At 43.9% G+C, this 25623-nt stretch carries 31 protein-coding genes and 1 tRNA gene; 16 read left to right on the forward strand and 16 right to left on the reverse strand.

The genetic code is table 11. The annotated features are described in order from the left end of the window. Positions 1 to 259 precede the first annotated feature (259 nt). Positions 260 to 1642, reverse strand: coding sequence for an ATP-binding protein (locus tag Q5691_RS23900; protein WP_333347486.1), 1383 nt, complete (start codon positions 1640 to 1642; stop codon positions 260 to 262). 284 nt (positions 1643 to 1926) lie between these two features. On the opposite strand from Q5691_RS23900, the gene Q5691_RS23905 reads away from it, so the two are divergent. Together Q5691_RS23905 and Q5691_RS23910 are read left to right on the forward strand one after the other, a co-directional pair. Continuing rightward, the gene (locus tag Q5691_RS23905) at positions 1927 to 2103 is read left to right on the forward strand and encodes a hypothetical protein (protein WP_333347489.1); all 177 of its coding nucleotides are present in this window, start codon (positions 1927 to 1929) and stop codon (positions 2101 to 2103) included. Between the two features lie 105 nt (positions 2104 to 2208). Continuing rightward, a complete protein-coding gene (locus Q5691_RS23910; RefSeq protein ID WP_333347492.1) occupies positions 2209 to 3030 on the forward strand; it encodes a CFI-box-CTERM domain-containing protein in 822 nt (273 codons plus the stop codon). On the opposite strand, the gene Q5691_RS23915 is transcribed toward Q5691_RS23910, so the two are convergent. Genes Q5691_RS23915 through Q5691_RS23925 form a run of 3 tightly spaced genes read right to left on the reverse strand, consistent with a single transcriptional unit; the run spans position 3024 to position 3792 of the window. Continuing rightward, positions 3024 to 3236 carry a hypothetical protein gene (locus Q5691_RS23915; RefSeq protein WP_333347495.1) on the reverse strand — a complete coding sequence of 71 codons (213 nt, stop codon included), beginning with the start codon at positions 3234 to 3236 and terminating at the stop codon, positions 3024 to 3026. The two genes, Q5691_RS23910 and Q5691_RS23915, sit on opposite strands and share 7 nt — an antisense overlap. After that, the gene (locus tag Q5691_RS23920; RefSeq protein WP_333284772.1) at positions 3205 to 3564 is read right to left on the reverse strand and encodes a DUF5615 family PIN-like protein; all 360 of its coding nucleotides are present in this window, start codon (positions 3562 to 3564) and stop codon (positions 3205 to 3207) included. Before Q5691_RS23920 ends, Q5691_RS23915 begins: the two co-directional genes overlap by 32 nt. Positions 3565 to 3567: 3 nt before the next feature. Continuing rightward, the gene (locus Q5691_RS23925; RefSeq protein ID WP_333031785.1) at positions 3568 to 3792 is read right to left on the reverse strand and encodes a DUF433 domain-containing protein; all 225 of its coding nucleotides are present in this window, start codon (positions 3790 to 3792) and stop codon (positions 3568 to 3570) included. Position 3793: 1 nt separating this feature from the next. Between Q5691_RS23925 and Q5691_RS23930 the strand changes: the two genes are divergently transcribed. Then, positions 3794 to 3940, forward strand: coding sequence for a hypothetical protein (locus Q5691_RS23930; protein ID WP_333347499.1), 147 nt, complete (start codon positions 3794 to 3796; stop codon positions 3938 to 3940). On the opposite strand, the gene Q5691_RS23935 is transcribed toward Q5691_RS23930, so the two are convergent. From Q5691_RS23935 to Q5691_RS23950, 4 genes are all read right to left on the reverse strand, one after another. Then, positions 3937 to 4197: a type II toxin-antitoxin system RelE/ParE family toxin gene (locus tag Q5691_RS23935; protein WP_333347502.1), complete on the reverse strand. Its 261-nt coding sequence runs from the start codon at positions 4195 to 4197 to the stop codon at positions 3937 to 3939. The two genes, Q5691_RS23930 and Q5691_RS23935, sit on opposite strands and share 4 nt — an antisense overlap. Further along, positions 4197 to 4412, reverse strand: coding sequence for a hypothetical protein (locus Q5691_RS23940; protein WP_333347504.1), 216 nt, complete (start codon positions 4410 to 4412; stop codon positions 4197 to 4199). Before Q5691_RS23940 ends, Q5691_RS23935 begins: the two co-directional genes overlap by 1 nt. 129 nt (positions 4413 to 4541) lie before the next feature. After that, on the reverse strand, positions 4542 to 4802 hold the full coding sequence (locus Q5691_RS23945; protein ID WP_333347507.1) for a hypothetical protein: 261 nt from the start codon (positions 4800 to 4802) through the stop codon (positions 4542 to 4544). A 102-nt stretch (positions 4803 to 4904) separates the two neighbouring features. Continuing rightward, positions 4905 to 5102, reverse strand: coding sequence for a hypothetical protein (locus tag Q5691_RS23950; protein ID WP_293352268.1), 198 nt, complete (start codon positions 5100 to 5102; stop codon positions 4905 to 4907). A 148-nt stretch (positions 5103 to 5250) separates the two neighbouring features. Between Q5691_RS23950 and Q5691_RS23955 the strand changes: the two genes are divergently transcribed. After that, the gene (locus Q5691_RS23955; protein ID WP_041623394.1) at positions 5251 to 5502 is read left to right on the forward strand and encodes a helix-turn-helix transcriptional regulator; all 252 of its coding nucleotides are present in this window, start codon (positions 5251 to 5253) and stop codon (positions 5500 to 5502) included. A 71-nt stretch (positions 5503 to 5573) separates the two neighbouring features. Further along, entirely contained in the window at positions 5574 to 5831 is a 258-nt protein-coding gene (locus Q5691_RS23960; protein WP_333109585.1) for a BrnA antitoxin family protein, read from the forward strand. Positions 5832 to 5881: 50 nt separating this feature from the next. Here the strand turns inward: Q5691_RS23960 and Q5691_RS23965 are convergent, their stop codons facing one another. From Q5691_RS23965 to Q5691_RS23980, 4 genes are all read right to left on the reverse strand, one after another. Further along, a complete protein-coding gene (locus Q5691_RS23965; RefSeq protein ID WP_333347510.1) occupies positions 5882 to 6247 on the reverse strand; it encodes a type II toxin-antitoxin system VapC family toxin in 366 nt (121 codons plus the stop codon). Then, positions 6247 to 6624, reverse strand: a complete 378-nt coding sequence (locus Q5691_RS23970) for a hypothetical protein (RefSeq protein WP_333347513.1) — start codon at positions 6622 to 6624, stop codon at positions 6247 to 6249. Before Q5691_RS23970 ends, Q5691_RS23965 begins: the two co-directional genes overlap by 1 nt. Next, complete coding sequence (locus Q5691_RS23975) at positions 6599 to 6829, reverse strand: hypothetical protein (protein WP_333347518.1); 231 nt, start codon at positions 6827 to 6829, stop codon at positions 6599 to 6601. The genes Q5691_RS23970 and Q5691_RS23975 overlap by 26 nt, the downstream gene beginning before the upstream one ends. A 188-nt stretch (positions 6830 to 7017) precedes the next feature. Next, on the reverse strand, positions 7018 to 8229 hold the full coding sequence (locus Q5691_RS23980) for a glycosyltransferase family 2 protein (RefSeq protein WP_333347521.1): 1212 nt from the start codon (positions 8227 to 8229) through the stop codon (positions 7018 to 7020). Between the two features lie 141 nt (positions 8230 to 8370). On the opposite strand from Q5691_RS23980, the gene Q5691_RS23985 reads away from it, so the two are divergent. The 3 genes from Q5691_RS23985 (at position 8371) to glcD (ending at position 11361) form a co-directional block, all read left to right on the forward strand. Further along, a complete protein-coding gene (locus Q5691_RS23985; protein ID WP_333347524.1) occupies positions 8371 to 8745 on the forward strand; it encodes a transporter in 375 nt (124 codons plus the stop codon). A gap of 186 nt (positions 8746 to 8931) precedes the next feature. Next, positions 8932 to 9816, forward strand: coding sequence for a DUF6671 family protein (locus Q5691_RS23990; RefSeq protein ID WP_333347527.1), 885 nt, complete (start codon positions 8932 to 8934; stop codon positions 9814 to 9816). A gap of 69 nt (positions 9817 to 9885) precedes the next feature. Beyond that, positions 9886 to 11361 carry a glycolate oxidase subunit GlcD gene (gene glcD / locus Q5691_RS23995; RefSeq protein WP_333347530.1) on the forward strand — a complete coding sequence of 492 codons (1476 nt, stop codon included), beginning with the start codon at positions 9886 to 9888 and terminating at the stop codon, positions 11359 to 11361. 204 nt (positions 11362 to 11565) lie between these two features. Here glcD and Q5691_RS24000 read toward each other — a convergent pair whose 3' ends face one another. Next, positions 11566 to 13383 carry a PAS domain S-box protein gene (locus tag Q5691_RS24000; protein WP_333347533.1) on the reverse strand — a complete coding sequence of 606 codons (1818 nt, stop codon included), beginning with the start codon at positions 13381 to 13383 and terminating at the stop codon, positions 11566 to 11568. 549 nt (positions 13384 to 13932) lie between these two features. Here Q5691_RS24000 and purH point away from each other — a divergent pair. Next, entirely contained in the window at positions 13933 to 15480 is a 1548-nt protein-coding gene (purH, locus tag Q5691_RS24005; protein WP_333215784.1) for a bifunctional phosphoribosylaminoimidazolecarboxamide formyltransferase/IMP cyclohydrolase, read from the forward strand. Between the two features lie 300 nt (positions 15481 to 15780). Further along, positions 15781 to 16713, forward strand: a complete 933-nt coding sequence (locus tag Q5691_RS24010; RefSeq protein WP_333347536.1) for a 2OG-Fe(II) oxygenase — start codon at positions 15781 to 15783, stop codon at positions 16711 to 16713. A gap of 177 nt (positions 16714 to 16890) precedes the next feature. Here Q5691_RS24010 and Q5691_RS24015 read toward each other — a convergent pair whose 3' ends face one another. Beyond that, on the reverse strand, positions 16891 to 18372 hold the full coding sequence (locus tag Q5691_RS24015; RefSeq protein WP_333347538.1) for an ankyrin repeat domain-containing protein: 1482 nt from the start codon (positions 18370 to 18372) through the stop codon (positions 16891 to 16893). A 96-nt stretch (positions 18373 to 18468) separates the two neighbouring features. Here Q5691_RS24015 and Q5691_RS24020 point away from each other — a divergent pair, with 96 nt between their 5' ends. From Q5691_RS24020 to Q5691_RS24030, 3 genes are all read left to right on the forward strand, one after another. After that, positions 18469 to 18939, forward strand: coding sequence for a DUF4079 domain-containing protein (locus Q5691_RS24020; RefSeq protein ID WP_333150537.1), 471 nt, complete (start codon positions 18469 to 18471; stop codon positions 18937 to 18939). A 188-nt stretch (positions 18940 to 19127) separates the two neighbouring features. After that, positions 19128 to 19610, forward strand: coding sequence for a type II toxin-antitoxin system antitoxin SocA domain-containing protein (locus Q5691_RS24025; protein WP_333150535.1), 483 nt, complete (start codon positions 19128 to 19130; stop codon positions 19608 to 19610). A 4-nt stretch (positions 19611 to 19614) separates the two neighbouring features. Further along, positions 19615 to 20226: a type II toxin-antitoxin system PemK/MazF family toxin gene (locus Q5691_RS24030; protein ID WP_333347540.1), complete on the forward strand. Its 612-nt coding sequence runs from the start codon at positions 19615 to 19617 to the stop codon at positions 20224 to 20226. A 129-nt stretch (positions 20227 to 20355) separates the two neighbouring features. Here Q5691_RS24030 and Q5691_RS24035 read toward each other — a convergent pair. Beyond that, a tRNA-Cys gene (locus Q5691_RS24035) sits at positions 20356 to 20426 on the reverse strand. Between the two features lie 176 nt (positions 20427 to 20602). Between Q5691_RS24035 and cpdA the strand changes: the two genes are divergently transcribed. From cpdA to Q5691_RS24050, 3 genes are all read left to right on the forward strand, one after another. After that, positions 20603 to 21382 carry a 3',5'-cyclic-AMP phosphodiesterase gene (gene cpdA / locus Q5691_RS24040; protein ID WP_333347543.1) on the forward strand — a complete coding sequence of 260 codons (780 nt, stop codon included), beginning with the start codon at positions 20603 to 20605 and terminating at the stop codon, positions 21380 to 21382. Between the two features lie 189 nt (positions 21383 to 21571). Further along, positions 21572 to 23050, forward strand: coding sequence for an alpha-amylase (locus Q5691_RS24045; protein ID WP_333150529.1), 1479 nt, complete (start codon positions 21572 to 21574; stop codon positions 23048 to 23050). A 202-nt stretch (positions 23051 to 23252) separates the two neighbouring features. Continuing rightward, complete coding sequence (locus Q5691_RS24050; protein WP_333150527.1) at positions 23253 to 24029, forward strand: SDR family NAD(P)-dependent oxidoreductase; 777 nt, start codon at positions 23253 to 23255, stop codon at positions 24027 to 24029. A gap of 201 nt (positions 24030 to 24230) precedes the next feature. Here Q5691_RS24050 and cofG read toward each other — a convergent pair whose 3' ends face one another. Then, positions 24231 to 25184, reverse strand: a complete 954-nt coding sequence (gene cofG, locus Q5691_RS24055; RefSeq protein WP_333347546.1) for a 7,8-didemethyl-8-hydroxy-5-deazariboflavin synthase subunit CofG — start codon at positions 25182 to 25184, stop codon at positions 24231 to 24233. Positions 25185 to 25623 lie beyond the last annotated feature (439 nt).

Consider the following 25623-nt stretch of genomic DNA (forward strand, 5'->3'; position numbering starts at 1 on the left):
ATATGGCTCAAGCCCAACGTCTGGCGGGATTTGGCCTTAAACTAATTAAGGAGTTGTTTAGAATGAAATAGCCCTGGGGTTGGTTACCTCGACATCTTGCACCATTTTTAATAACCTGTAGGGGCGGGTTCGCCAATAGCCTGAAAGGTTGCAGACAGATTAAATAAACCCGCCCTCCCCCACGAATAACCCTGTCTGGTAACATAAAGATGGCGGTTGAAACCGCAACAACACAAACAAAGTCCGGATGGTGCGCGGACTAAGAATACTGAGTTTTGACATACTGTTTCATCACAGGATTCAAAATAAATAAAGTTATCTTTTCCCGTTCTACAGCATCCAATAAAAAGCGATTTCCAAGAGATCGCACTGCATTTACTATTTCTGACGGAGAAAATGGTATTTTGTTGAAAATTTGCGACACAGCAACGGGTTCAGGTTGATTAGCCAGGTGAATCATCACAGCCAGTTCTGGCTGTGTCAAACGCCCAAAAGGTTGAGATAACTGAGATTGCAACCCTTCATCTAAAATCGGCATTTCGCAGTGCAAAAACTCAGAAACTCTCCCCCCAAACAACTCTTGAATCAGCGTTGCAGTCAACTCCAACCACAGAGGATTGCCTTGATAAATATCAATCAAAGTTGACCATGTTTCCTCATCGGATAACTTTTGTGAGTTCAAAATTTCTTTAGCTGCTTCTCCTAAACTTCCCAATACAAAACATCGCACGGGATGGTTATTTTTTGATAATCTGGCAATTTCTCTGGGTTTTTCCCAACTATTCAATATCAAACAACTTTGATGACAAACTTCGGCAATTAGTTTAAAAAATAACTGATAATCTTCATATCCAGTTTTATATTGTCCTGCGAGTTGCCCGCTGCCCAAAAGCATCTGTACATCATCGAGGACAATCAGACATCGGTATTTTCGCAGGTAATCGAGGATTTGGGCAATTTTGGTTTCGATGTTTTGGGGAATTTCAGATGGTTGGGAAAAGATTTGCAGCAGGTTGGTGAGGGTTGCATCGAGGCTTGGGGAAAAGCGGAGGCTGCGATAGATGACGTAATCGAATTGGGTTTTGATGCGACGATCGATTAGGCTTAGGGAGAGAGTGGTTTTGCCGATGCCGCTGATTCCGAGGAGTGTGATGAGGCGAGTGTGTTCCTGTGTTATCCAGTTTTCGAGGGTGGAGAGTTCGGAAGTGCGATCGAAAAACGTGAATATTTCCGGTGCGTCGCCTAAGTCTATGTGGAGTTGTTTAGGAGTTTGTTGGGGGTTTTGGGGTTCTGTTGGACTTCTCGCCCTTTCTTGACAAACATTAAGGTTATTATTAACTGTTCCATAATTTTCAGCAATAGCTGATGAATAACTATTATAAAATTTTGCTCTTTCCAGTATTGCTCTAACATTTACTTTACTAACTTCTTCGCCGAAGACATCTGATAATATCTTCCATAATTCAGAAGCAGCCACCCTAACATAACCCTCACTACAATCACGGTCTTGCGCTATTTTTGTTGCATATTTTCGACCTTGGAGCACTTCTTTTAAAATAGCTTCTTGCAGGTCGTCTAAGTGCTTCCCTGTTGTGGAAAAAACTTTTTCATCTGCAAATCTTAAGACTTCGTTAAGCTCCATAGATCGCGTCAGGGGTAATTTTTAGTTATTATAACTTATTTTTTATAACTTTTTAGATAACAAAACATAACATTTTCTAAAGTGAGTGGGTGGGCGATCGGCCAAAGTGGTCATTGTATGATTTTTGGAGTAGAGGTTGGTTGCACTGAGGGCGATCGTGCTACAACCGGGCTTGTCAATATTTCTGGCATTTGCGGGGTGTCTGGGGTAAGTCCCGACAGTTCCGAATGACACGGCTTAGATTTTCGCACATTATGTACATTATACCTGACTAGGAGTCAACAATGGCTAAAGATAAAATTGGTGAAGTTAAAACCCCATCCGGTTCTACATACTATGTTTATTGGGACAAAGGTAGTGGTGAAGTATATGTTGGCAGTGAGTCGGCTGGTAAAGCCGATTCCAAGAGTGAGGCTTTGCGTAAAGCTGACTACTACGCAACTACGCTGAGACGAAGCTAATCTAATGCCGTATAGGTACTTTCCCGTATTGGAAAAAACTACCTCCTCGGCAAATATTAAGATTTCCTAAATACATACACTTGATGAAATCGAGGGAGGGTAAAAATGACAGATTTCAGCTACTTAGACAGGCTGGCAGATCAAGCACAAGATGAAGTAGATCGACTTATTGAAAGAGCTCAGTATTATCGAAAGCAAAAGGATACCACCCAAGCTCTCACTAATTATGGAGATGCCCTTAATGCCTATGCTAAGTTTGCCGAACATCGCGCTAATGCAATCAAAGTAAAGATGCCAATTGACATCATTACCAATCCGAGAAACTCCGCACTGATCTATTCTCAGACTCTGTTCTATGTGGGTGACATTTTGGCAGGGATTCGACTATGCTATACCGATTCAGTTACACAAGCATTTATTGAGAATAAACTTCAAGTTATTTCCGAGGCCCTGGCTGAGTATGAGTCTGTCTTTGATACTCAACAGCTTGAAATGTACGCTGGGATCAGAAATATTGTCAATAATTACAAAGAGCATATTGAGAGCAATCGCGAAGCTATTGAAAAACTTAAAAAAACATCTGTCAAAGAGCTAGACGATCAGACACTCGCCAAAATAAGGTCTGCTCTTGACAAGATTTCCTCCACTGAGGTTTGCCCTATAACATTGGACTCTACTGGCGCTTGCTTCATTGCCACCGCAGCTTACTCGACCTCCACACACCCAGACTTAGACACCTTCCGTAACTTCCGCGATGAAAGACTCTTAACTAATCCTGTTGGTAAACAGCTAGTTAGTCTCTACTACCAAATCAGTCCTAGCCTAGCAAAATATATGGAGACGCAGCCAGCAATTAAGAGTTTTTCAAGACAACAGCTAGAGCATTTAGCTGAGTGGATGCGTAGTCAAAAAATAAAAAATCAGTAAACTAGGGATAAAAGAATATGGAGACTGTTATTATAGCAATTTAGGAGCGAAGGAAGTACGATCGCCCTTTTATTCCCAAAGCGCGATCGCCCTGATTTTCCCAAAGTGCGATCGCCCTTATCTTCCCAAAAGTACGATCGCCCTTTGCTTTCCCACACCAACCTAATTAACACCCTATCTAAGCGGTTTTCTAAACCGATATCCATCAGGTTCTACAACCACAAATGCCCCTTTGAGTTCAACTTCCGAGTAATTTTCTATAACTGCTGCTAGTTCCTTATGAACTTCATTCAGCATTTTAGGTAAGACTCGAAGGTAAATCACACCTGTTCCGATCGCCCTCACAAAAACAAGATTTCCGTAATCTCTGTCTCGCGTAACCAGGATGCGATTTTCTGCTTGCGCTACTCTCAGTATTTCTTCATCACTTGCTTGCGCTAGACCCATTTGAGCGACAACAATTACATCATGTCCTGCATCAATCAAAAACTTTGTGGTGACAGCATACACATCTTGATCAATCAGAAATTTCATAATTTAAGCTAATGCCAAATGCACATCTTCAGCCGCCACCAGTGCGATCGCATAACGCAAGCACGCCCGAATATCATCCATTTCCAGATCGGGATAGTAGTCTCGGATAATTTCTCCAAAAGAAAGCCCTTCATTTAGTAATTCGAGAACGCTCTGTACAGTAATGCGCGTACCCATTATGCAAGGCTTACCGAAGTGAATTTGAGGGTTGACGGAGATTCTGTCCATTTTGACCACGCAGCTCTATGTCTCTTCTATTTTAAGTCATCAGGTAGGCGATCGCAACTTGTCTTTTTTCACCAGGAAGCCGATCGCCCGTTTCTTCCTAAAGTACGATCGCCAGTTTCTTCCCGAAGTACGATCGCCCTTCAGTTAATCATAAATTTCTCTCCGGTGTCCAATCTGGTGAATAGTAATCACCTTTAAATCATCATCAAAAGAATAAATTACCCGATAATCACCCACTCTTAACTTAAAGAAACCTGCCAGATTAGCCGACAACGCCATAGGAGTAATTTGTTCAAAATTTTCAGCCAACCAATTAATTTTATTACCTATACGCTCCTGCACAGCCTGAGTCAATCTTTCTTGGTTAACCAGAGCTTCTGCTGTCAACTCAACCGAATAGCTCATTACGATTTTAGGTCGAGTTTTTGATAAACTTCCCCAGGTTCGACGCTACTTTCTCCTGCTTGTTTGCGCTTCATTGACTCTAACAATTTCTGCTTGACTTCTTCCTTAACTTCTAAACCTGCATCAGGATCGCCCAAATATTCTTCTAAACACTGTTCCACGGTATGCCGAATTAAGTCCCGCAATTGGTCAACTGTCATGTCTTTGACTTGCATCTTAATCTCCTAGTCCTTTAAGTTGCTTAATGTCAAGCCCTCTATCGTCACTTACTAAAGTATCTAAAGCCTTGACAATTCGTACTTGGTCATCCGGTTGCATTCGCTATAAATAGCGTTCTGCTGCTTTCAGGAGAATGTAGTCAGTAATTTTTTTTCTCCAAATAGCTTCAATTTGAGTTCTTGAGAGGATATCCCCCGATCGCGACCAGCTTGGTAATCTTGCCAAGCAGCCTCGCTCTCTGCTATTTCTTCTGCTGAAATTACTTCATCATCTTCGGCAACTTCTTCCCGTAACTGAATCATCTTTTTCAAGTCTTCTAATAACCGCAGTTGGTCTGCAAGCGTGAGGCTTTTAACTTGATTCAGTACCTTGCTATAAGTAAACATAGACTTAGTTGTAAGAGTTTTTGCTTGCTCTCTATTATATCTCCATTTAAAATTATGGAAAAGCGATCGCCCTTTTCTTCCCAAAGTTCGATCGCTCTTATACTATCTTGCACAATTTGTTAGCTGTTGCGAATTCACCTCAAAGGCGATCGCAAACTCCACTTGCGGCAGCAATCTTTTGATAATCCGCAAGTGTTCCTCGGCGTCGTTTCGGCGGCGAAAACGCGCCACAGTCAGGCGTTGCAGGTTTGGCAGGTGGCGGTAAATCACCCACGGGTAAAGTTGTTGTTTGTAGTTCATCCTAGTTCTGCAATAGATTGCGGACAAAATGAGACACTAGAAAGGCAGGGCTGATTTCCCGTACTCTGCCCTTTTGCTGTCTATATAGACATAGTGTCTGGACAAAGTTGTTTTGTCAAGTGGTCTAGACACTATGTCACATTTTGTAATGATTAAGCGAAGACAACCTCAAGAAGAAGCTGGCGAATCACCGCTGAAAAAACTCAGAGATGAGTTAGGAATGTCCCAAGAAGAATTTGCTCGGCAAATTGGGACATCGGTACGCACTGTGAGTCGCTGGGAAGCCGGAGATAACGTGCCGACATTCACAATTGCCCAGATGAAAGCTTTGGCAAATTTTTTGCGATCGCGCGGGTTAACTCTTGATGACTTGCCCGATCGCTTTGGCCCGCCTGAGTGAGTATCCGATCGCCCTTTATGCTATCTTATAAGTATATACGCTTTGTATATACATTTTTAGGTACTTTGAATATGACTATCTCGCGCAAACGACTTGAAAAATTAGAAAATATTCCAGAATCTGCGATCGATACCTCTGATATTCCTGAATTAGATGCGAATTTTTGGGCAAAAGCAAAACTGGTAACACCACTGACAAAACAAGCTATTTCTTTAAGGGTTGATAGCGATGTATTAGATTGGTTTAAAAGCCAAGGAAAAGGCTATCAATCTCTAATGAACGCTGTGCTGCGCTCTTATGTTGAACATCACGTAAAAAGCAGTGAATAAATAAATGTGCGATCGCCCTTATCTTCCTAAAGTACGATCGCCCCTCTTTCTTAAGCCTCAAACGGGTTAATCAGTGTGAGTTCAGGAATCCACCGAAAATCCCCTATATTTCTTGTCACCAAAGTTCTGCCATATATCAAAGCTGTTGCCGCAATAATAGCATCCCCAAGAGTCATTCTCCTCATCTGTCTCAACAGCACTGCGCGATCGAGTACAGCGTTAGAAATCGGTAGAACCTCCACCACGCCAAAAAAATCTTCAAAGTACAATCTATACTCTTCAGTTAGCCGATGATAACCCAGCACTTCAACGTAACTTACTGCCGATACAACTATGTCATGTTCGCCAATAAACTGCCTAATCTGCGCGTGTTCTGGTTGAGAAGCGTAGATAATAATATTACTGTCAAGCAGCATTATTCATCCCTACCTGGAAGTGGACGATCTTGACGCAAATCTTGCTGCCATTCCACTGGATCGCTAATATCAGCAAATACATTGTTTGCTGCAATTTTTTCCAATATTTCAACTATTCTCTGACGGCGAAGCTCAGCACTTAAAGTCGATCGCTCTTCTTGTAAAGTAACGTAAACTTTGATAGGTACATCGCCCTGTCTTGGAACCTCATTAGCCCATTCTAAAAGGTTTCCCTTCAATATAGCCTCAAATATTCGCTGCATAGCTAATATCAACCATTCTCTATTTTTATTATTATAACAATTTTGAACATCACAGCTAAGAACGACTGAATAAAACTTTAGACTTTCATCAGTATTTTCGTTTGAGTTGCTCAACGGTCGTCACCTTACCTGCTGCTACATCTTTTTGGGCTTTATTAAATACTTCAATAAAACCGGGAATTTTTAATAATTCCACCGTAGCTTCATTGCTTTCACGTTCTGCTAAATAAGCTAAGAAATCAGCCACAACGATCAGCCGTTCAGGAGATAAGCGATCTATGGATTGCTTAAGATTCTGGCGAAGTTCTTGAGTTTTCATAGTTCATAGCTATTGAAAATTATTAGAGCTGGCTGTTTGATTATACCAGATAGTCTGAAATTTGGCTCCTGCGACCCTGATTTTCCCTGCATTGCGATCGCCCCGATGTTGCCTGCATTGCGAGCGCCCTGAACTTCCCCTGCATTGCGATTTAGTTTTGAGGAATGTTGCCCGTAACTTTAATGTTATCACCTACGTTTCAAGCTCAGCACGCTGAGAAAAAAGCTCGACAAAACCATCTGCAAACCGACAGTCAGGCAAGTGAGCGAGGGAATAACCAAACGCAGAGTTTTAGAAGGATCGAGAGTACCGAAAGCCGTTTCGCTCCAGATAGTTAATGACAAGAACGAGCCAACTATTCCGATTAAAATCAGCGTGACTCCGACAATCAATCCTGTCTCTAACGTGACATAGCGAAATATTTTGTTGAGTTTAGGGTCTTCGGGCAGGAATTTCTCGCTGATGGCAAAAATCTTGGTGAAAAAAGCGAAAGTTACTGCTTGAAAACCGATGATAATTGCGATCGCACCATACAGCAGCGTGTGTACATCAAAGCTGATACTCCCAATCTTTTGAGTACCGGGCAACAGCCAAATGCTAACAATTAGACCCCAAATCATCAGCGCAGTACCCGGATACAAAAACAGCCACCGAGGACTGTAAAGCAGCAAAAATCGCAGGTGCCGCCAGCCATCTCGCCAAGTTCGCAAGTGTGGCGGGCGGCTGCGGCCGTCGGGAGAAAGTACGGTGGGGATTTCAGTTATCCGCAGCTTGTATACAGAGGCCTTGACCACCATTTCGCTAGCAAATTCCATCCCCGTTGTTTGCAAGTCGAGTTTCAAAATAGAGTCTCTCCTAAAACCCCTGAGTCCGCAGTGAAAATCGCCTACGGGACTGGCAAAAAATAGCCTCCCAACCCATGTCAGCACCGGATTTCCTAAATATTTGTGCAGCGGCGGCATTGCACCCGGTTTGATGCCCCCTTGAAAGCGGTTTCCCATCACTAAGTCGAAACCTTCTCGCAATTTGTTGACAAAAGCACCGAGGTTGGAAAAATTGTAGCTGTCGTCAGCATCGCCCATGATAATATAAACTCCGCGCGCTGCGATGATGCCTCCCATCAGGGCGCTGCCGTAGCCTTTGGCTGCTACGGGCACGACTCTCGCTCCCATTCTGGTAGCGATAGCTTGAGAACCGTCAGTGCTGCCGTTGTCTGCTATGATGACCTCGCCTGCAATATCAAGTTCGCGCAGGGACTTCTGTGCCTTCTCGATGCAGATTTCTAAAGTTTCTGCTTCGTTCAGACAAGGCATGAGTATGGATAGTTCTAGAGTATATTCTCCGCTTGGGTTGGTCTGCTCTGCCATATATTTGTTCGACTCTCGATCGCGCTCGACCATACTTGATTTTCCCGTATCTCTGCTTAAAATATTAGTGGTGAATAAAACCTAGCAAAACTTAATTAAAGTTTTTCAGGTTTTGGGGAACGGCAATTTTTGATTGTACTATAGGTTAGTAAATTTATGAATAGAAGCGTTTTTATGTTACTGCTTGCTGCAATATTGTGCGGCGTCGCAGGTCAATTTAGTCTGAAGGCAGGAGCTAAAATATTAGGGCCCATTGGCGCTGCTAATTTAATAGAAAAAATTATAGCAATGGCTACTCAGCCGTTGATAGTAACTGGTCTTTCTTTGTATGCAATTTCTTCGATCGGCTTTATTGTAGTTTTGTCGCGGGCAAACCTTAGCATAGTCTCGCCTTTACTGTCAATTAGTTACCTATTTACTGTTTTAGGTGGCAAACTTATATTTCACGAGCCTTTGCCTCCGCTGCGGTTGGTAGGCGTGGCGCTAATTATGACAGGAGTAATTTTTGTACTTAGAGGTCAAGCTGGGGGAGTGACTGGAGGCAACTAATACGATTTTAGATTTTAGATTTTAGATTGACGATTGGAGAATTTTAAATTAAGTCCACAGGTGAATATCACGGATATTTAACTGAGTTCTAAAATTTTTACTCGGAAGTTAAGTCATGGTTTCTATCGGTTGTGGGGCGGTGGAAAGGGTGTATGTGAGTTTTTTTTCCTAAAATGATGCTGCTGTATGTCTAATATTTCTGAGCCTGTGAATCCCAATCAATTATTGAGCGATCGCACCGCAGTTCTTGCTACCATGCACGAAAAAGAACGGGTAATGGCTCCAGTTTTGGAACGAGAATTAGGCGTAAATATCCTAGTACCTGCGGAGCTTGACACTGACACTTTTGGCACCTTCACCAGAGAAGTTAAACGCTTAGGAACACAAATAGAAGCTGCTCGCCATAAAGCACGAAAAGCCCTAGAAATTGCGGGCGAAACTCTTGCCTTTGCTAGCGAAGGTACTTTCGGCCCTCACCCAATGATGCCGTATTTGCCAGCTAACAGAGAAATAGTAATTTTATTAGATCGAGCCAACAATCTAGAACTCATCGGCGACTCTTTCTCCGTTGAAACTAACTACAGTCACCAGTTAGTTTCCAGTATAGAAGAAGCAGATGATTTTGCTAAAAAAGCTGGATTTCCCGAACACGCACTGGTGGTTATAGTTGGCGATGCTGCGCTCGGTAACGGCGAAATTGTCAAGGGCATTAAGACAGAAAAACAACTTTTCGACGCTGTGACAGCAGGCTTAAAAAACTCGTCAACCGGCCGAGTTCACATCGAAACAGATATGCGGGCGATGTACAATCCAACTCGGATGAAAAACATCGAAAATGCCACTCTCGATTTAGTTAAAAAATTCAAGCAATTCTGCCCGGAGTGCGGTTGGCCGGGATTCGATATTGCTGAGATGAAAATCGGATTGCCCTGCGGACTTTGCTATTTTCCGACTCAGCTAGTGCGATCGGCAATCTATAAATGCAAAAACTGCGGTTATACTAAAGAAAAACTATTTCCTGACGGTCGAGAGACTGCCGATGCTTCCCTGTGTCAATATTGCAACCCTTAGAAAAATAATTGCCTAAACTTAGTAAAATTTGCAACAATATTATTGATAGTTCCCTAATAAAAATCACTAATGATAGCCGTAGAAACAGAACGCAACTGGAAACCCGTTATTAAAGAATTTGAGGCTGTAGTCGGCAAAAATGGCGTGGTGCAGCGCCGCGAAGAATTGATTGTCTACGAGTGCGACGGACTCGCCAGCTACCGCCAGCGCCCCGCCCTGGTGGTATTGCCTCGAACTACGGAGGAAGTGGCGCAAGTGGTCAAAATATGCGATCGCAACTCAATTCCCTGGGTGGCTAGAGGGGCAGGAACCGGCCTTTCCGGCGGCGCTTTGCCTGTAGAAAACTGCGTGCTGATTGTCACTGCCCTAATGCGAAAAATCCTGAAAGTAGACTTAGAAAATCAGCAAGTAGTCGTGCAACCGGGAGTAATTAATAACTGGGTAACGCAAGCAGTTAGCGGCGCCGGTTTCTACTACGCGCCAGATCCTTCCAGCCAAATTGTTTGTTCAATTGGCGGCAACGTTGCCGAAAATTCTGGCGGTGTTCACTGCCTCAAATACGGAGTCACAACAAATCACGTTTTAGGATTAAAATTGGTCCTTCCCGACGGTTCCATTGTCGATGTCGGTGGCGAAATTTCCGAAATGCCCGGTTACGATTTAACTGGTGTATTTGTCGGTTCCGAAGGCACTTTAGGAATCGCCACAGAAGTTACTTTGCGAATTCTCAAAGCGCCGGAATCGATTTGCGTTCTCCTAGCGGATTTTTCCAGTATAGAAGCAGCGGGCGAATCAGTTTCCGATATTATCAGCGCTGGCATTATTCCCGGTGGCATGGAAATCATGGATAACATCAGCATCAATGCTGTGGAAGATGTGGTGGCAACTGGATGTTATCCCCGCGATGCGGCGGCAATTCTCCTCGTAGAAATTGACGGTTTAGAAGTGGAAGTTGCCACAAATAAACAGCGAATTGCTGATATTTGCAAGCATAACGGAGCGCGAAATATCACCACGGCAACCGACCCGGAAACGCGCCTAAAAATTTGGAAAGGACGGAAAGCTGCTTTTGCGGCGGCGGGTCATCTCAGCCCGGATTATTATGTGCAAGACGGCGTAATTCCGCGAACGCAAATGGCTTATGTTTTGAAAGAAATTGAGGCTTTGAGCGAGAAATACGGTTATCGGATTGCTAATGTTTTTCACGCGGGAGACGGGAATTTGCACCCGCTGATTCTGTACGATAACTCGGTAAAAGGTGCGCTGGAAAAGGTGGAAGAATTGGGCGGGGAAATTCTTAGGCTTTGCGTGAAAGTTGGGGGAAGTCTTTCGGGGGAACACGGCATCGGTGCTGATAAGAAGTGTTTTATGCCGGATATGTTTTCGGAGGTAGATTTGGAGACGATGCAGTGGGTGCGTCAGGTGTTTAATCCGAAAGGTTTGGCGAATCCTGGGAAGATGTTTCCGACGCCGAAGACTTGCGGGGAAGCGGCGAGGGCTAAGGTTGAAACTTTTAAGAAGTTGGAAGGTGCGGAGGTTTTTTAATTCCCTATTTATGGGGGTAAGGTGAGCCGAAAAGCACCTGATAATTGTCTCTACAATGGGGATGCAAAGCCTCTAAGTATGCGTTCGCAGCCAGATCCTGGTAACGATAAAAAACGATTTTTATCGTTTTTTACGAGTGCGAGATTTCCGCTCGCTTGCTTGCCTATATATCACGTTGGTAAGGTGCAGATTGCACATTCCGCGCTAATGTGTGATCGGCATTTTGATAGTAAATTCCGTACCCTTGCCCAATTCCGAAGTACAATATAATTCGCCTTTGTGTTTTTCTACAATAATTTGATAGCTAATTGACAAACCCATTCCCGTGCCTTTGCCAATGGGCTTGGTAGTAAAAAAGGTATCAAATATGCGCTGTTTGACTTCCTCCGTTATTCCCGGGCCATTGTCGGAAATTTTTATTTCTACAAAATTGCCGACAACTTCCGTACAAATCCTAATCTGGCTGGGATTTTCTAGCATTTCTTGACAAGTTTGCCTACTGTTCGCATCTTCTAAAGCATCGATCGCATTGCTGAGAATATTCATAAAAACTTGATTTATCGGTCCAGCAAAACACTCAACATTCGGCAATTCTCCGTATTGTTTTACGATTTGAATTGGCTGCTTTTCTCCGTTCCCTTTCAAACGGTGATTGAGAATTAACAGCGTGCTGTCAATACCTGCGTGGAGGTTAACGGGTTTCATCTGTGCATCGTCGTGCCGCGAAAAGTTTCGCAGCGACTGCACAATCTGGCAAATGCGATCGACACCAACGCTCATTGAAGATAGTATTTTAGGTAAATCTTCAGCTAAAAAATCGAGATCATTTTTTTCTCTTTCCTCTTGAATTTCGGCAACTGGATTAGGATAGTGCTGTTGATAAAGTTCGAGGTGGTGAAACAAGTCTTGAGTATAATTTGTGAGATGAGCGAGATTGCCGTAAATGAAGCTGACTGGGTTGTTAATTTCGTGAGCGACTCCAGCAATTAGCAATCCCAAACTCGACATTTTTTCGCTTTGAACTAATTGGGAATGAGTGGCTTTGAGTTCGTCCAGGGCCGCTGCTAGTTGAGCTGCTTGTTCTCGGCTTTGTGCTTCGGAATTATGCAATGCTTCTGCGGCTTGTTTGCTGTGGGTGATGTCTCTCTGTACGCCGATAAAATGAGTTAATTTACCCGTTCTATCGCGCACGGGAGATATTGAGAAACAATTCCAGAAAGCGGTTCCGTCTTTGCGGTAATTCTTTAATATTACCTTGCATTCGCTTTCTGCTTGCAAGGCTTGGCGAATTATTTCTACTGCCGCCGGGTCGGTATCGCTTCCGTGCAAAAATCGGCCGTTTTTTCCGATAATTTCCTGCCGCCGATAACCTGTCATACTTTCAAATGCGGGATTGCAATAAATAATTGGATTTTCGGGGTCAGTGGCATCAGAAATCGTAACTCCGGTGCTAGTAGCTGCTATAGCTCGATCGTACAACCAAAGCATTTCTTCTGCGCGCTTGCGATCGGTAATGTCCCGTAGCGTAGCTAAATAAGCCATTTCTCCATCCCATTCCGTTTCCACCACCCGCATTTCTACTACAGCATTTGCTTTTTGCTTGCGAATAGCTTCAACTTCTGTTTGCACGACGCGAGTTCCTGGTGCTTCTGTTTTTCCAACTTGGGGAATAATATCCGTCGCCATCTCAAGGTCGCAAGCTGAAACTTCTACTACTAAATTGCCAAAAAATGCTTGCCCTAAAAGTTCCTCTGCTTTGCAGTTAAACAGCGCTTCTGCTGACGGGTTGGCAAAACATACAAGTCCTCGCTTGTTAACGATTGCGATGCCGTCGGCATTTTTTTCGATGACATTCCGAAACCGAGATTCGCTAGCTTTCAAATCCTGCTTTAGCTGTTCCATTGCTCGCTCCATCTGTTGCATTTCGCACAGACTAAGACTATAAGCTTCGGAAATATTGGCCTCGGTCGAATTCTCGGCTCTTTTTTTTGCCATCTGTTGGTAGCCTGTTCTATTGGTCATATTGTGATCAGTTTTTTTATGATTCCTGCTAATATTACTGAGCTTATTTTCTGGATCTGCTTCTTGAAAAAACATATTTCAGCCCTACCAAATTGTTGTTTAGATTAAGGTGTTGCGATCGCCCAATTTTTCGGGAAATTTAGGGAGAGAGCAATTTACACCCGATGCTAGCACATTACTTTTAGAATTCATCATAAAACATCGTTAAAATTCAAGAGCATCGCCATAGATTTATCTATTAAGTTTTATTAAGTAATTTCACCAACATTGACACTTACGTAGCGACATGAACTGTACAAGCTGAATATGGCTTCAATCCCCCTCGCACTCACAAAATAACCAGTTCCACGCGCAAGTTATACATATTTAGAAGCCACTGGTCAGTATAAAATATTATATAGGTTTGACAAAAAATATGGTTTAAAATAAGCGAACTCATCTTTAAATTATTAAAAATAATCATAATTAGCCATTACCAAATCATCTCCCTGCGGGCAGATGTGATATAGAATATAACCTATCTATTTTTGCGATCGCAACTTCAAACCAATGGCACGTCTAGCACTTTTGAGCACATCCAATAAAACCGGACTAATCGACTTAGCGCGCAGTCTAGTAGAAGAATTTGAATTTGACATAATTAGTAGTGGCGGGACAGCAACGGCCCTCAAAGAAGCAGGCATCCCAGTGACCAAAGTTGCGGAATATACTGGTTCCCCCGAAATTTTGGGAGGGCGAGTCAAAACACTTCACCCACGAATCCACGGCGGCATTTTAGCACGCCGCGATGTACCGGAAGACCTCGCAGATTTAACTGCAAATCAAATTCGGGCGATCGATCTAGTTGTAGTCAATTTGTATCCATTTGAAGAGACAATTTCTAAACCAGGAGTTACTCTAGCCGACGCAATTGAGCAGATAGATATCGGCGGGCCAGCAATGTTGAGAGCTTCCGCCAAAAACCACGCTCATTTGACAGTTTTGTGCGACCCAAAACAGTACAATACTTATTTAAAAGAACTGCGGGAGAATGGCGGCGCAGCATCCTTAGAGTTTCGGCAAAGATGCGCCCTAGAAACATTCAAACATACAGCCAACTACGATCGCGCGATCGCAAATTATCTCAGCAGCAGCCAATCCGCTGAAGAATCTTCGCTACCAGACGAGTTTAATTTATCAGGAAAAGAGTTGCAAACTCTGCGCTACGGCGAAAATCCTCATCAAGCCGCCACCTGGTATCAAAGCGGAACTACACCCACAGGCTGGACGACTAGCACCATCCTGCAAGGCAAAGAATTAAGCTACAATAATTTAGTAGATTTAGAAGCAGCAAGGCGGCTAATCGTAGAATTCCCCGACACACCCGCGGCCGCTATTCTGAAGCATACAAATCCTTGCGGCACAGCCTTGGGAACAACTATTTCTGAAGCTTATCAAAAAGCCTTCGATACCGATTCAGTCTCAGCTTTCGGCGGCATTGTCGCCCTCAATCGCCCCATTGATGCTGCTACCGCAACGGCGTTAACTCAAACATTTTTAGAATGTATTGTCGCGCCGGGCTGCGAACCCGAAGCCGAACAAATTATCAAGAAAAAGGCGAAAGTTCGAGTATTAATTTTGCCAGATTTGACTCAAGGGCCACCACAAACTGTTAAAGTTATTGCAGGCGGTTTGCTGGTGCAAGACTCAGATAATATAGTAGAAGAAACTAGCAAATGGCGGATTGTTACTGAGAAACAGCCGACAGCCCAAGAGTTGGAAGAATTGCTGTTTGCTTGGAAAGTAGCGAAACACGTCAAATCAAATGCGATTGTTGTGACGCGCGATCGTACTACAATCGGTGTCGGCGCCGGACAAATGAATCGCGTCGGCTCAGTTAAACTAGCATTGGAACAAGCAGGAGACAAGAGCCAAGGAGCTATTTTAGCCAGCGACGGTTTCTTCCCCTTCGACGATTCAGTCAAAACTGCGGCTGAGGCGGGCATAATTGCGATCGTGCAACCGGGCGGAAGTATGCGCGATCAAGATTCCATTCAAGCCGCCAACCAACTTGGAATCACAATGGTTTTCACCGACATCCGCCACTTCTTGCATTAGGAATAATACCTAAAGCAATTCTCAATTGTGTATTTTATTGTAGGGAGACAATAGTGTTTATTGGTCTTAACTTAAGGCGGAAATTCTTTGGATCTCTGGTTTTACTCTAAGTCTCGATCCCCCTAAATCCCCCTTAAGAAGGGGGACTTTGAGAAAACCCCTGTCCCCCCCTTTTTAATGGGAATTTAGACACTCTTGTCCCCCCCTTTTTTAAGGGGGGTTAGGGGGGATCTGGAAGGCTATGACACCAATCAACACTGTTATGTCGTACCAAATTCCCAGTTGCATCCTTCAAAAATTATGACTTACACTCAACCGCAAATTAAACCCCAAGACATAAAAGTCAAAATCCTGCTCACCGGGGGACATCAATGCACCGTCACCCTTAAATCTGATACACCATTATTGCACAGCCTTGTCAAAACATTAGTCGATCGCACCCAACAAACACTCTGTTTTTCGCCCTTATTTCAAATCCCCATAGACGACGGGCGTTCCACCCTTTTTTTTCCCGGCGAACACCTAGTGGGATTAGTCACCGAACCCCCAATTTACTTGCAGCAACTGGAACCGCAGCAGCCTGCAACTCCTGTAGAAATTCCCGCCACAGAAATTCCCGCCCCTGCGCCGCCTGTAAATGACGATTTAATATCTCGCTACGCCCAAATAGACAACTTTTTGACACCCGCAGAAAAAAACAAACTCCTTAAATATGTCTTAGCCAAAGAATCAGAATTTGTGAGTACCAGCACCTCAACCAATGCCGAAGATTACCGCCGTTCGATGGTACTCCACTCGTTCCCCGAATTTTCGGAACTGATGGTTAATCGCATCAAAGCAATTCTCCCCGACGTGCTAAAAAGTTTAAATATTCCGTCATTTTCCCTGGGTGAGATAGAAGCTCAGTTAACCATGCACAATGACAACAACTTTTATAAACTTCACAACGACAGTGGCTCGCCAGATACCGCCAGCCGATTTTTTACTTACGTTTACTATTTCTATCGAGAACCCAAGGCTTTTTCAGGTGGCGAGTTGCAGATTTATGACAGCAAAATCGAGAACAATTTTTATGTGGCGGACAAGACATTCCGAACCGTTGAACCTCGCAATAATAGCATCGTATTTTTTCTGAGTCGCTATATGCACGAAGTTTTGCGAGTTAGCTGTCCCTCAAAAGCTTTTGCTGATAGCCGCTTTACTATTAACGGCTGGGTACGCAAAGCAAGTTGAGGTTAATTCATTGTCCTGCACGCGCTAATCACCTAATTTTGTCATTCTGAGTCAAGCGAAGAATCTCAAACTTTTGCCACACCGTTACAATGCGTAAGTTCCGATATGTGAGCTTCTTCACTTCCCAAAGGCTACCCTCAGAATGACAGAATTACCTTACTCAAAACTATTTAATTCTTATTCTAGTGCTCCTGCATTTTTGAGTAATTTCACCACATTAGAATAACCCTTAAACTCAGCCAGCATTAAAGCTGTATAATTTCCCGGATTTTTGTGGTTTAGTTCTGAACCAGCATCAATTAAAATCTTTACTGCATCAGGATAACCCCGATGTGCTGCCCACATTAAAGCGGTTGCACCCGAATCATCGAGCAAGTTGACATCTGCACCTTTTTCGACTAATAATTGGACGATCGCCATATAACCGCGATCGCACGCCTTCATTAAAGCCGTTTTCCCCAAATCTGCCGGGACATTGGGATCAGCACCGCCGTCAAGCAAAGCCTTCACAGTCTCGGTATGTCCGTGAAACGCAGCAAGCGTCAAAGCCGTCTCCCCAAAGTTTTTCGCATTCAGAAACTCATCCCGATTTGAGTTTACTTTTTGCAGCAAAGCCGATACGATCGCACTATGGCCGTGAACAGCCGCCACCAGTAAAGGCGTATCGCCCAACCGATTTCTAGCACCGACACTAGCACCTCGGTTTAAGAGCAATTCCACCACATCTTCGCAGCCTTCAACCACGGCAAAATTCAAAGCAGTTTCATCATCTTTATCCTTAGCGTTGATATCCGCACCAGCATCTAGTAAGATATGGGCGATCGTCGCATTTCCACCAGCAGCAGCCGCCATCAAAGCCGTGCCCCCATCTCCATTTTTCACATTCGCATTAGCACCCGCACCAAGCAAAGTTTGCACCACATCAGTATTGCCGGCATCCGCAGCCAAAGTTAAAGCAGTTTCGCCGTTTTTGTCGGGAATTTCGACATCAGCACCCGCAGCCAACAGCGCCTCGACAACAGCCAAATTTCCCGCCGTCGCAGCCAGCATCAAAGCAGTTTTGCTCTCTAGATTTTTAACATTAGCATCCGTCCCACAATTGAGCAAAATTCGCACAATTTCAGCACTTCCTTGACGGACAGCTAAAAACAGCATAGAATTGTCAGCAACAGCACCCGCATCCACCAAAGCTTTAACAACAGCTTGATGACCGGATAAAGCAGCCATTTTCAAAGCTGAATCTCCATCTTTATCACGCACATTTACATCAGCATTAGCATCAAGTAACATCTGCACAACATTGATATCACCCTTGAGAGAAGCCGCCATCAAAGCTGTACTTCCATCATCATTTTTAGCATTAACATCAGCACCCGCAGCCAGCAACAGCCGCACAGAGTCAGCCTGTTTGTGAGCCGCCGCCAGCATCAAAGCCGTTAGCCCAAAACGCCTGCTCACCTGGTTGACATTAGCGTCATTGTTTAGTAGAGTACGCACGATTTCTGTATAGCCCTTTTGGGCAGCAAACATCAAAGCCGTCGTCCCCTCAGAGTCTTTGGCGTTAGCGTCAACTCCCTTAGCGAGTAAAGCTTGGACGTGAATAATGTTGCCAGTCTTGGCGGCTTGAATCAATACAGCGTCTTGTTTAGTGGCAGGCATAATAGTCTCTCATACCGTATATTTTTACCGTCGCACGAGACGGCCTGACTGGTATGCTAAGTTTTATGAAGTATGTTTGCTAATCCTCAGAACACTATGAATCTCGAAATTCCTCAGTCAGTGAAAGTTTGGAGCCAATTCTTCCACCCAGTTTTAATGTGGGTACTGCTGGCCATCTCATTTTATGCTTTGTATCTCGGCTTGCAAATCCGCCGTACCAGAAGTGCGGAAGGCGAAGTCAAAAAAGAGTTAATTAAGGGTAAATTCAACATCAAGCATCACCAGATGGGTTCTTTGCTGCTAGCCTTGATGGTAACGGGTGCAGTCGGCGGAATGGCCGTCACCTACATCAACAACGGCAAGCTATTTGTCGGGCCGCACTTGCTAGCAGGGTTGGGAATGATGTCAATAATTGCGATCGCAGCCTCGCTGACTCCTTTGATGCAAAAAGGCAATGATTGGGCGAGGAACGCTCACATCTTTCTGAATGTTGTGCTCTTGGGGCTGTTTGGCTGGCAAGCGGTATCAGGCGTGGAAATCCTGCAAAGAATTATCAGCAAAATGTGATAATTTGGGTAAGATTGCTAGTTGCTAATTGCTTGAGGGCGATTAGTGATTAGCAATTAAATTGTGATAACTTTTAGTTGTTTAATAGCCAAGCTTTCCTTGGGATGATATAATAGGCTAAAGTTAAACTGAGCGAACAAATTATAAGATTAATCAGGGAGCTTTTTGAAATCAAAAGAATTAAAGCCATGCTAGAAAACCTGATCAAATACTTTGTCTACGCAACAAAAGGCTATATTACAAAAACGCAGTTAATCAAGTTTTTGTATTTGGCCGATCTTTATGCGGTCAAATGGACAGACAAGCAGCTTACTGATTTAGATTGGCGTTATTATCACTATGGGCCTTGGAACGAAGGCATAGACGCTGCTTTAAATCAAATGAATGGCAAAGAGATTTTTCAAGAATCTCAGGGAGAAAGTATATTCATCAGACTTGGTGAGGGAGCTGGTAATGTGGATGATTTAAAGTTACCTTTAGGTCTGAAGCTAATGCTTGACAACATCAGGAGAGAATGGGCCGGGGCAGGAGAGGATAAACTGAATCAGTTACTAGAATATGTCTATAGCACTGCTCCCATGCTTGAGGTTAAATATAGCCACGAACCAGAGGAACAGGTGAGACTTAATCTGTACAAAGAAAGAGAAAAGTTAATGAGTGAATTGGGGTGAGCGAGTGGCTGGACAAAAACCGCGTCAAGGTTGGATTTATTTTATCAATCCCTATAGAGTATCTCTTCGTTGCAAACTCGGTCATCATCATATTTATGAGATAAATGAACCAGGGGAGATTGAGTGCAAGACAAGTTCTTGCACTCAGGTGATTAATTCGAGTCGGGTTTTCCGGGGAGAGCATCCTTATATCGTTTGGACAAGTGACCAATTTCAAGATGAATCTAAATACATCCAAACTTTGACGCTGATTCCGTTGACTTCACAAGAAACCTATAAAGGTTTGCCAACTGTATATCCGATTAATTCTACAAGCACCAATGGTCTTTCTAAGAATTCTTTCGCTCTAGTGCATCAGATATGTAATGTTGATGCTAATTGTTTTAAAGATTCGCAAAGGGATTGGCTTAAGCGAGTTGCACAACTGGATAAAGCAGATAAGGAAGCGATAGAGGAACGTTTAAAGTATTTTTTCAATCTTGGGGATAATCCGAGTGAAGATTGGTTTATTGAAAATGCGTCTATAGAACTTTTACAGAAAGTGTTTAATTATCTGCCAGATGAAACCACAAAAAGTATGGCTATAGAAAAACTGATCGACGATTTGCGATCGTAGGCAATGAATAGTAATTTATCGTAGAGGTCAAGAAGGTTTTTGCAGGGGACTTGAGCACTCTCGCTATATCCTGTTAACCTTCTCGATCGCCCAAACGGCATCTTAGCCACATCTAACAAAAATCAAAAAAGGCGGCACCCAGATTTGAACTGGGGGTGGAGGTTTTGCAGACCTCTGCCTTACCACTTGGCTATGCCGCCGTCACGTCGGAAATTTGACGTTTTCTTATAGTACACCAAATCTCGAAAATTTTAACATACCGGTCAAAAATTTCGTAAAGCGCAGCTATCCCGTAGGGAATCGCCCTTTTTTCCCATATCCCCAAAACCCATCCGAGGCTATTCTAGAACTACATCGATCGCCCGCAACACCAGCCATGACACCAGTTTTTCCCCTACTCGTCGCCCAAATCACCGACACTCACTTGTTTGCAGAGATCGATCGAGAATGGAAAGGCCTCTCAACAGCCCGCACCCTCCAAGCAGTTCTCGATCGCTTGCAACAGATACAGCCGCCGCCAGACTTACTCCTACTCACAGGCGACTTGTCCCAAGACGAAACACCCGAATCCTACCAGCGCCTCGTCTCCCTCATCGCCCCCCTCGGAATTCCCGCCTACTGGATACCTGGGAACCACGACAACATCCCTGTCATGGCAGAAATCTTAAATCAGTCGCCTCTTTCCCCAGAAAAATCATGGATGCTAGGAAACTGGCAATTTCTATTACTTTCAAGTGTGGAAGCCGGATGCGACGGCGGGCGGCTTTCCCCAGAAAGCTTGCATTGGCTAGACTCTCAACTGCAAGAAACGGGCGATCGACCTGTTATCATTGCCTTACACCATCATCCTTTGCCGATCGACTCTGAAATAATGGATGGAATGATGCTGCACAATGCCGATGAATTTTTGGCAATTGTCGATCGATATCCTCAAATCAAAATAGTCCTCTGCGGCCACATTCACCAAGAATTTCAACAACAGCGGGGCTCAGTTACCTACTTGGGGACACCCAGCACCTGCATCCAACTTTTACCCAAAAGCCATCCGATTATACTTGACGAAATCCCGCCGGGATTTAGATTGCTTGAATTGGCGATCGACGGTACTTGGAACACCAGAGTTGAGCGAGTTGCTGCAAAGTCGCCACCAAATTAATATTTTTTAGTCTGCCTAAATTTATTATCAAATTTACATTCTGTTGTCAATACATCAACAGATAGATTGTTTTTAGCAGCCCCATCTTTTATGATATTTATTAACCATAGATTGCAGACATACGTAAACTAGCGAGCTACGAACATAAATGTCGATCGCAATTTAAAAAAAACAGGAAAAACTAAATATATGTCTCAACTCAATGGCGTGATGATGCAGTATTTCCACTGGTACAGCCCCGACGACGGCAGCCTGTGGAATCAGCTAGCGAAATCGGCAAAAGATTTAGCCAAAATAGGCGTTACATCGCTGTGGTTGCCGCCAGCCTATAAAGGAACCGGCGGCGGTATGGATGTGGGTTACGGCGTCTACGACTTATTCGATTTAGGCGAGTTCGACCAAAAAGGGTCGGTACGCACTAAATACGGCACAAAAGATGAATATTTGGCCGCGATTAAAGCTGCCCAAGATGCAGGAATTCGGATTTATGCCGATGTTGTCTTTAACCACAAATTAGGTGCCGATGCAGAAGAAGAAGCCGAAGCCACGCCCTTCCATCCCGACAACCGGAATGACACCGTAGGCGAATATCAAAAAATCAAAGCTTGGACGCATTTTACCTTCCCCGGACGCGACCAAAAATATTCTAGTATGGAGTGGCATTGGTGGCATTTTGACGCCATTGATTACAACGTTTACAACACAGAAACCCATGCCGTTTACTTGCTAAAAGGCAAAGAATTCGATCGAGGAGTAGACTTAGAAAAAGGTAATTTTGACTACCTCATGGGTTGCGATTTAGATATGGACAACCCAGAAGTCAGCGGGGAGTTGAAATACTGGGGTGAGTGGTATGTCGATACAACAAACGTTGACGGCTTTCGCTTCGATGCCGTCAAACACGTTAAAGCAGAATTTTTCCAAGAATGGTTGGAACACGTTCGCCACTATGCCCAACGCGACCTATTTGCCGTCGGTGAATATTGGTCTTACGAAGTGGAAGCTTTGCACTACTTCATCCAAGCAACGGATGGTAAAGTCTCCTTATTTGACGCACCCCTCCATTACAACTTCCACGCTGCTAGCAAAGCCGGCAATAGCTACGACTTGCGAACAATTTTTGATAACACCCTCGTCCAACAGCAACCAACCCTCGCCGTTACCTTGGTTGACAACCATGATTCTCAACCATTACAATCCCTAGAATCTGTTGTCGAGGCTTGGTTTAAACCTCTTGCCTACGCTTTAATCTTGCTACGAAGCGAAGGATATCCGTGCATTTTTTACCCGGACTATTATGGCGCCAACTATAAGGATACAGCAAACGATGGCAACGAATACGAGATTTGGTTAGATAAACATCAGTTTATTCTCGATAAATTCTTGTTAGCGCGCCAAACTTATTCCTACGGCAATCAGTACGATTACTTCGACCACGCCAACACTATTGGCTGGACGCGACTCGGAGATGAAGAACATCCGGGCGGCATGGCTGTGGTACTCAGTAACGGAGGCGATGGCACTAAGTTTATGGAAGTCGGACAACCGAATCGAACTTATATTGACATCACCGAACACATCAAAGAATCAATCACAACTAATGACGATGGTTGGGCTGATTTTAGGTGTAACGCCGGTTCTGTTTCGGTCTGGGTGCCACAGCCGTAAGGACTACGTTAAAATTGACGTAATCCTCTGCCTAAAGTAGGGTGTGCAGTGCACACCTTACCGCTATAATTATTACCTTAAACCACTTTTAACTTGCATGATTTTGATGAAAGAAACTTGTTTGTAGTGAGGACTAAACTCCTCTCTCTAGTATTATTTTTATGCTATGCGATCGCCCAAAAAAATATTTATCTAAAAAAATATGAAACTTTCAGAAAAAGTTGCAGTTATTACCGGCGGTGGGTCGGGAATTGGTCATGCAGCAGCAATTTTAATGGCCAAGGAAGGCGCCAAAGTTGCTATTATCGATCACATTTTGGAAACGGGGCAAGAAACCGTCCGGCAGTTGGTCAATGAAGGAGGCTGCGGGCTGGCTATTGCCGCAGATGTTGGGGATTCTCAGCAAATGCAACAAGCTTTTCAAACAATTTTTGACAAATATCAAAGAATTGATATTGTGTTTGCAAATGCTGGTATTAACGGTGTATGGTCGCCGATAGAGGAGATAGAACCCGATGAGTGGGATCGGACAATTAATACCAACCTCAGAGGAACATTTTTGACTGTTAAGTATGCTATTCCTCATCTGAAAAAACAAGGAGGTTCGATTGTCATTACATCATCAATTAATGGCACCAGAAGTTTCAGGAAAGTTGGTGCCACGGCCTACGCTTGTTCAAAAGCTGCCCAAGTAGCCTTTGCAAAAATGCTGGCGCTAGAACTCGCAGCCTGCCAAATTAGAGTCAATGTGATCTGTCCGGGCGGGGTGCTAACTGCCATTGAGGAAAGCACTGTTAAGCGCCATCTCGATCGCATTCCAGTCCCGCCTGATTCCATTCAAGACATGATTCCTTTGACGGATAATACGGCAGGTTCTAGCGAAGAAGTCGCTCAATTAGTGTTATTTCTGGTATCACATTCCTCCAGCTTCATCACAGGTACTGAAGTCTGGATTGATGGTGGCGGTTCTTTGATTTAAAATCTCTATAGCAGCAATTTAAAGAATCTTGCTACCAATTACCCATCTTCAATCTAAAATCTAAAATCGATTGACTGACTATCAAGCAATTTGGTCACAAGCCCCTGGATTTATCACTAGGCTCAATTCTTCAATCTAAAATCTAAAATCTAAAATCGATACTAGGCTCAATTCTTCAATCTAAAATCTAAAATCTAAAATCTAAAATCGATTGACTCTCCACTGTTTAACAGCACTTTGCAATGTCTGGGGCAGCCACTTATCGTACTGAGGATAAACAGGCAAACGCTGCACGATTTGCCATCCCGATGCTGCTAAAATTTCTGTTAAAGTTTGGTGTTGCAGGTGAGGATAATCGGGATTAACTTCATCCCGCGGCCCAATTCCTCCTAAATCTCTAGCACCTGCTTCTAAACAAGCAAGTAATATGTCTGGCTGTGCAACTAAATTTGGGGGAATTTGCAGCCTGATTTCAAATGGTAAAATACTGCGGGCGATCGCAATTACTTCGGGCATTTTTGTAGCATCAAAAACTTCACCCTCCCAACTTTGCTGATTTCCCGGACTGTGTGGCTGGAGGATAACTTCTTGAATGTGATTATAACGCGAATGAATCCGGGCGATCGCCTCTAATGTCTCCACCCAATCGGCCGAACTTTCCCCAATTCCCAGCAGCAAACCAGTTGTAAACGGAATCTTCAATTCCCCAGCCCATTCTAACTGTTGCAGCCGCAGCGCCGGCACTTTACTCGGTGCGTGCCGGTGAACCGTTTGTAACAGATGTGGGGCAAGCTGTTCTAGCATCAGCCCCATCGATACATTTACCTCTTTTAACAGTGCCATCTCCTCAAAGCTGAGCGGCCCCACATTAGTATGCGGCAAAAATCCCAGAGAAAGTGCCAGTTCGCACAAATCGTAAATCCGCTGCAACCAAGCTTTTCGGCGTTGACTGTGAGGGTGTACCTCGCCGCTGAGGATGAGAATTTCAATTACACCTTGAGTTTGCAGCAAGTTGAGCTGTTTTTCGGCTTCTGCGAGTGTTAGCCAAGGACTTTGCAGGGGTTCTGCCCGAAAATTGCAATAGGTGCAGCGGTTAAAACACTCGTAAGTGGGAACCAGAGTATAAGCAGGGCTGTAGGTGACGGTGCGGGACATTCCTTGGGATTTTTTATCGATCGGACTTACGCAACAACATATATCTGTGCAGTGCGAGTTTTGCGGTTGGCGATCGCAACCCTTCATCTATCTTAACACTGACACAAGTCCCGAATCTCGTTGTCCAGGTAGATTATGAGTATTCTTCATTGGTGGGCGATCGTCCACTAATTCCGCATTCAGCTTTTCCACTCCTTATATAGCAAGCCTTCTGGCTTTTAAAAATCATAATTTATGACACATATAAGAAAAACTGTTCTTAAAAGGCCTTTACAAACTGAAATAAAAGCTTTATGTTTATTTACATGGCGGAACACAAAGCCGTCACGAACATTGAAAACCAAATAAAGCAATCATAAACAAATGACAACAACCTTACAGCAGCGCGAAAGCGCCAACGTCTGGGAACGCTTTTGTGAGTGGGTAACATCAACCGACA

The organism is Microcoleus sp. w1-18aA5, from assembly GCF_036701705.1.
Taxonomy (GTDB): Bacteria; Cyanobacteriota; Cyanobacteriia; order Cyanobacteriales; family Microcoleaceae; genus Microcoleus.